Raw genomic sequence first — 6,355 nt, 5'->3', positions numbered from 1 at the left:
CAATTAGTGGCAGAAACAGCCGAAAACCTGTGTTTGGGTTTCGGCTGTCGGGGAAAGGGCTTTTTTGCAAAGGTCTCTGTATGTGAGTTTAGATGTGTATTGACACAGTCTCCGTAATATTTTCTGTGTAACGCTTATACAGCAGGCTTTTACGCCTGAACGGTATATATGACATTATTATGATTTGTGATTATTGTTGCAACTGTTATTGTTTTATATTTTATAAGTTCCTGTGTTTTTTGTAAATTTTGTATTATTTTTTGTTGTTTTTTTGCAAAGTGAAAGGCTTGGTCGGTTGATTAAAAAGATAAAAGGTCATCTGAAGGCGGTATTCAAGGTTTGCGGGGTTTTGACATCAGATTGATTTGAAAACCCGGAAATGTCGGAACGGTATGCGGGAAACGCCGCATTGAAAGGCAAGGTCGTCTGAAAGCATTTATAATCCGTCTTTTCAGATGACCTTTTGAACATCCGTTCTCTCAATCAAATTGACCTTATGAAACCCAAATTCATCACTCTGGACGGCATAGACGGCGCGGGCAAATCGACCAATCTTGCCGTTATCCGCCAATGGTTCGAATCCCGCGACCTTCCTGTATTGTTTACCCGCGAGCCGGGCGGTACGCCTGTCGGCGAGGCTTTGCGCGAAATTTTGTTGAACCCTGAAACCAAGGCGGGATTGCGCGCGGAGACGTTGATGATGTTTGCCGCGCGCCAGCAACATCTTGAAGACGTTATCCTGCCTGCGCTGGCGGACGGCATTCATGTCGTTTCCGACCGTTTTACCGATGCGACTTTCGCGTATCAGGGTGGTGGGCGCGGCGTGCCCCTTCAGGATATTGAAACGCTGGAAAATTGGGTGCAGGGCGGGTTTGGTCCTGATTTGACTTTGCTGCTGGATGTGCCGCTGGAAGTGTCGATGGCGCGTATCGGACAGACGCGCGAGAAAGACCGTTTCGAGCAGGAGAAGGCGGATTTTTTCACCCGAGTGCGTGCTGTTTATCTCGAACGCGCCGCCGCGCATCCCGAACGCTATGCAATCATTGACAGCAACCGGAGTTTGGAAGAGGTAAGGGCAGATATCGAACATGCGTTGGCGCGCAGTTTTGGCATGGATATTTAAAACCGAATGAAGGTTGTCTGAAAGTATATGTTTTGCCTCAAAATTAGCTGTTTCAGATAGAAAATAGCGGTATGCGCCGTATTGGGAACATGATAGAATTACAGCCCGTTACAAAATAGGTTTATTTATTAATAAATGATTTTGTAGCGGCAAACGTCCCGAAACCAACGTTTCAGACGACCTCGTCTCAACATCTCTCTCGCAACAGGATCGAAAAATGGAAAACTCATTGAAAGAAGCCGCACTGAAATTTCACGAATTCCCCGTGCCGGGTAAAGTCTCCGTTACCCCCACCAAATCGCTGGCCACGTCCAAAGACTTGGCTTTGGCGTACTCGCCGGGCGTCGCGGCTCCTTGTATGGAAATCCATGCCGATCCGCAAAATGCGTACAAATACACCGCCAAAGGCAACTTGGTTGCCGTGATTTCCAACGGTACCGCCGTTTTGGGCTTGGGCAACATCGGCGCATTGGCAGGCAAACCTGTGATGGAAGGCAAAGGCGTATTGTTCAAAAAATTCGCCGGTGTGGACGTATTCGACATCGAAATCGATGAAAAAGACCCGCAAAAACTGGTGGACATCATCGCTGCGTTGGAGCCGACCTTCGGCGGCATCAACCTCGAAGACATTAAAGCGCCTGAATGCTTCTACATCGAACGCGAATTGCGCAAACGCTGCAAAATCCCGGTATTCCACGACGACCAACACGGTACCGCCATCATCACCGCTGCTGCCGTATTGAATGCCCTGCGCTATACCGGCCGTAAAATCGAAGAAGCGACCTTGGTTTGCTCCGGCGCGGGTGCGGCTGCGATTGCCTGCTTGAACCAACTGCTCGATTTGGGTTTGAAACGCGAAAACGTTACCGTTTGCGACTCCAAAGGCGTGATTTACAAAAACCGCGAAGACAAAGACCGTATGGACGAGTCCAAACAGTTCTACGCCATTGAAGATAACGGTCAACGCGTGCTTGCCGATGCCGTCAAAGGCAAAGACATCTTCTTGGGCCTCTCCGGCGCGAACCTGCTGACGCCTGAAATGCTGAACACCATGAACGCCAAGCCTATCGTGTTCGCCATGGCAAACCCGAATCCGGAAATCCTGCCGCCGTTGGCAAAAGAAACCCGTCCGGACGTGGTCATCGGTACCGGCCGTTCCGACTTCCCGAACCAAGTGAACAACGTATTGTGCTTCCCGTTCATCTTCCGCGGCGCGTTGGACGTCGGCGCGACGACCATCAATGAAGAAATGAAACGCGCCTGCGTGTACGCCTTGGCAGATTTGGCAATGGAAGAGGTAACTGAAGAAGTGATTGCCGCATACGGTAAGAAATTTGAATTCGGTGCGGAATACCTGATTCCGACCCCGTTCGACTCCCGCCTGTTGCCACGCGTTGCTTCCGCTACTGCTAAAGCAGCGATGGAAAGCGGCGTGGCAACCCGTCCGATTGCAGACTTGGAAGCCTACGCTGCCAAACTGAGCGAATGGAAACTGTAATCCGGTTTTAATTTAAATGTGATGAAGAAAAGGTCGTCTGAAAATTTTCAGACGACCTTTTTTGTTTTACAGAAGTTTCAGCAAATCCAAAGGCGATGCGATGCGGTAGTCGGGTTGCCAAGTTTCGGTACGGTCTTCGGGGGCGATGTAGCCCCATTCAGCAAGGATGGTTTTCATGCCTGCGTTGCGTCCGGCCTGCATGTCGCGTTCGGCATCGCCGACGTAAACCGTGTGTTGCGGCTCGGCATGGATTTGTTCGCACGCATACAGCATGGGTTTGACGCTGGGTTTGGATTCGCCGCAGGTGTCGCCGCTGACGACGACGGCGGGCGGGATGACGAAGCCGAGTTTGGGGATGAGTTTGTCGGTGAAGCGCATAGGTTTATTGGTGATGATGCCCCATTTGATGCCGCGTTGGTCGAGTTCGGCGATGAGTTCGTTGACGCCGTCGAAGAGGGCGGTGTCTTGGGCGTAGCGGCTGTCGTATTCGTCAAGGTATTCGGTGCGCCATTGGGTGTAGTCGGGATGGTCGGGGGTGATGCCTGCGCCGAGTTTGAGCAGTCCTGCCGCGCCGTGGCTGGCTTGGGTGCGGATTTCGTCCATGCTTTTTGCGGGCAGTCCGTGGCGGGCGAGCAGGGTGTTGAGTGCGCCGCCGAGGTCTAGGGCGGTGTCGGCGAGCGTGCCGTCGAGGTCGAACAATACGGCTTGTATCATGTGTTTTCCTTTGGTTTTTTGATGGGGTCGTCTGAAAAGGGTTTCAGACGACCTTTGGGTTTAGTGGTGATGGTGTGCGCCGTCGGTTTCGTTGGAACACAAGACGCTGTCGGGATGCGGGTGGTGTTCGCTTTCGATTTGGATGGTGCAGTGTCCGATGTTTTTGTGGGACAACTCGTGTTCGATGCGGTAGGCGATTTGTTCGGATTCGGCAACGGTCATGCTACCGTCTACGACGATGTGGCAGGATAATACGTTGATATTGCTGGTAATCGTCCAGACGTGTAAGTCGTGGACGGATTTGACGCCGTCGGTGTTGCGGATAACGGCGAGCAGGTCGTCGGTGTGGATGTTTTCGGGCGCGCCTTCCATCAGGATGTGCAGCGTTTGTTTGAGCAGGCTCCAGCCGCTGCGTCCGACCAGCGCGGCAACAAACACGCTGGCGAGCGGGTCTGCCCATTTCCAGCCGAACGCCATCATGAGTACGGCGGCGGCAATCGCGCCGACCGAGCCGACAAGGTCGCTTAAAACGTGCAGATACGCGCCGCGCATGTTGACATTGGCTTCGGTGTCGCTGTTTTTCAGCATGTAAACCGCTACGCCGATGTTGACCAGCAGCCCGACGACGCTGATCACGAGCATTCCCAATGTGGCGATTTCGGGCGGATAAAGCAGGCGTTTGACGGCTTCGTAGAAAATCAGGACGGCGATGACCATCAGCGACAAGCCGTTGAACATGGCGGTGAGAATTTCGAAACGTTTGTAGCCGAAGGTCTTTTGCAGCGTGGTTTCTTTTTCGCCGAGTTTGAACGCCCACAACGCCACGCCCAAGGAAAATGCGTCGCTGAACATATGCCCCGCGTCGGAAAGCAGCGCGAGCGAGTGGGTCAGCCAGCCGCCGAACGCCTCCAGCAGCATAAAGGCGGCGATGATGATGAACGACACGCGCAATACTTTTTTGTTGGCGGTATGCGTGTGGGCGTGTGCGTGATGATGGTGTTCGTGATGGTGAGCCGACATAATGTTCCTCAACAGAGGTCGTCTGAAAATCCGGATTCAGGGTTTTCAGACGACCTTTTTGCCTTGTTTCAAACCCTGCTCGAAATCTTCCAGCATATCCAATTCAAAGCGGCTGAAGCCTGCCTTTTCGCGCGCTTCGATGTTTACATAGCCGCGGAAGATAAACATGTCGTAACGGGCAATCAGACTGCGGAACAGGGCGACAGGTTCCAAACCGCGTTCGCGGCAAAGGTGTTGATACCAATGGTTGCCGATGGCGACATGGCCTACTTCGTCGCGGTAAATGATGTCCAACACGCCGCAGGTTTCCGAATCGCCGCGCTGTTCCACCTTCGCGCGTATCCCCGGCGTAACGTCCAGCCCGCGCGCTTCCAACACGCGCGGCACCAACGCCATGCGCAACAGCGGGTCGTAGGCGGTTTTATACGCCATGTCCCACAAATGGTTGTGTGCCTCGAAATCGCCGTAATCGAAGCCGAAAGTGCGCAGCCTTTCGCGCATCAGGCGGAAGTGGTACACCTCTTCCTTCGCCACCCGTACCCAGTCGCGCACAAACTGAAACGGCAGCGTGCGGAAACGGTATGCCGCGTCCAAAGCCAGATTGATGGCGTTGAACTCGATATGCGCAATCGCGTGCAGCATCGCCGCATAGCCTTCGACCGTGTTCATCTTGCGCGGCGTCAATTGCGACGGCGCGACCAAAACAGGCTTCGGCGGCCGTCCCGCGTGGCGGAAGTCCAGCGGCGCGGCGTTTGCCTCAGCCCCGTCCATGTTCTGAACAGCGGCAAACGCCTCATCCGTCAGCCGTCCTTTTTCATCAGGGTCGTCTGAAAGCAGGGCAAGTTCGAGCAAAGCATAAATATCAGGTTTCATCCCAAGTCCGCCGTTTTTCGGAAAACAAACATTATAGCGTTTAAAAAAAACAATATAAGGAATATAATCTTTACAATTTCGCGTTCCGCGTCAAAAACCATTAAATACCACAGTTTACACAATCGGCATACATTAAAGAATTGTGAAACCCGATTGTCTTTTCCGCAGGAAAAAATCCCGCAGCTTCAAAAAATTAGCCCCCAGAAAACACTGTTTGCAAAATGTAAACCGCCCATAAGCGGCTTGCATTGTTATTTTGTAACATCGATACTGGGCGCCACACCCCTTCCAACAAGGAAAAATAATGATGAAACAACACAACCTGTTCAAATTCCTCGCCGCTTCCGCCCTGACCGCGACCATCGGTTTCGCACAGGCAGGCGCAGTGGATGCACTCAAGAAATTCAACAACGACGCCGACGGTATCAGCGGCAGCTTCACCCAAACCGTCCAAGGCAAAAAGAAAACCCAAACCGCACACGGCACTTTCAAAATCCTGCGTCCGGGCCTCTTCAAATGGGAATACACCAAACCCTACAAACAAACCATCGTAGGCGACGGTCAAACCATTTGGCTCTATGACGTTGATTTGGCACAAGTGACCAAGTCCGCCCAAGACCAAACCATCGGCGACAGCCCCGCCGCCATCCTTTCCAACAAAAACGCCCTTGACAGCAGTTACTCCCTCAAAGAAGACGGCTCGTCCAACGGCATCGACTACGTCTTGGCAACACCCAAGAAAAACAACGCCGGCTACCAATACATCCGCATCGGCTTCAAAGGCGACAACCTCGCCGCCATGCAGCTGAAAGACAGCTTCGGCAACCAAACCTCCATCACCTTCGGCGGATTGAATACCAAGCCCAACCTCTCGCGCGGCGCATTCAAGTTCACCCCGCCCAAAGGCGTGGATGTGTTGAGCAACTGATTATTTGATTATAAAAGGTCGTCTGAAACCCAATTTTCGGTTTCAGACGACCTTTTTGTTTGTTATAGTGGATTAACAAAAATCAGGACAAGGCGACGAAGCCGCAGACAGTACAGATAATGCGGAACCGATTCACTTGGTGCTTCAGCACCTTAGAGAATCGTTCTCTTTGAGCTAAGGCGAGGCAACGCCGTACTGG

The 6,355-nt window shown here is 52.5% G+C and carries 6 protein-coding genes; 3 read left to right on the top strand and 3 right to left on the bottom strand.

Annotated features, from left to right (window positions below):
• Positions 1-496 precede the first annotated feature (496 nt).
• The gene (tmk, locus tag AC5M9B_RS04090; RefSeq protein ID WP_070656239.1) at positions 497-1,123 is read left to right on the top strand and encodes a dTMP kinase; all 627 of its coding nucleotides are present in this window, start codon (positions 497-499) and stop codon (positions 1,121-1,123) included.
• Positions 1,124-1,340: 217 nt separating this feature from the next.
• Complete coding sequence (locus AC5M9B_RS04085; protein ID WP_455007579.1) at positions 1,341-2,621, top strand: malic enzyme-like NAD(P)-binding protein; 1,281 nt, start codon at positions 1,341-1,343, stop codon at positions 2,619-2,621.
• Positions 2,622-2,687: 66 nt separating this feature from the next.
• On the opposite strand, the gene AC5M9B_RS04080 is transcribed toward AC5M9B_RS04085, so the two are convergent.
• From AC5M9B_RS04080 to AC5M9B_RS04070, 3 genes are read right to left on the bottom strand one after another with little or no spacing between them, the layout of a single operon-like run.
• The gene (locus AC5M9B_RS04080; protein WP_455007578.1) at positions 2,688-3,335 is read right to left on the bottom strand and encodes an HAD family hydrolase; all 648 of its coding nucleotides are present in this window, start codon (positions 3,333-3,335) and stop codon (positions 2,688-2,690) included.
• A gap of 60 nt (positions 3,336-3,395) precedes the next feature.
• A complete protein-coding gene (locus AC5M9B_RS04075; RefSeq protein ID WP_487648287.1) occupies positions 3,396-4,355 on the bottom strand; it encodes a cation diffusion facilitator family transporter in 960 nt (319 codons plus the stop codon).
• 45 nt (positions 4,356-4,400) lie between these two features.
• Complete coding sequence (locus tag AC5M9B_RS04070) at positions 4,401-5,228, bottom strand: ferritin-like domain-containing protein (protein WP_455007577.1); 828 nt, start codon at positions 5,226-5,228, stop codon at positions 4,401-4,403.
• A 304-nt stretch (positions 5,229-5,532) separates the two neighbouring features.
• Here AC5M9B_RS04070 and lolA point away from each other — a divergent pair, with 304 nt between their 5' ends.
• Positions 5,533-6,156, top strand: coding sequence for an outer membrane lipoprotein periplasmic chaperone LolA (gene lolA / locus AC5M9B_RS04065; RefSeq protein ID WP_049225994.1), 624 nt, complete (start codon positions 5,533-5,535; stop codon positions 6,154-6,156).
• Positions 6,157-6,355 lie beyond the last annotated feature (199 nt).

The organism is Neisseria flava (assembly GCF_982712965.1).
This window is presented reverse-complemented; position numbering and strand designations above follow the sequence as displayed.

Bases quoted from the DNA above. Each gene is read 5' to 3' on its own strand.
- AC5M9B_RS04085 (WP_455007579.1), top strand. From the start codon at position 1,341: ATGGAAAACTCATTGAAAGAAGCCGCACTGAAATTTCACGAATTCCCC.
- AC5M9B_RS04080 (WP_455007578.1), bottom strand. From the start codon at position 3,335: ATGATACAAGCCGTATTGTTCGACCTCGACGGCACGCTCGCCGACACC.
- AC5M9B_RS04070 (WP_455007577.1), bottom strand. From the start codon at position 5,228: ATGAAACCTGATATTTATGCTTTGCTCGAACTTGCCCTGCTTTCAGAC.
- AC5M9B_RS04075 (WP_487648287.1), bottom strand. From the start codon at position 4,355: ATGTCGGCTCACCATCACGAACACCATCATCACGCACACGCCCACACG.
- tmk (WP_070656239.1), top strand. From the start codon at position 497: ATGAAACCCAAATTCATCACTCTGGACGGCATAGACGGCGCGGGCAAA.
- lolA (WP_049225994.1), top strand. From the start codon at position 5,533: ATGATGAAACAACACAACCTGTTCAAATTCCTCGCCGCTTCCGCCCTG.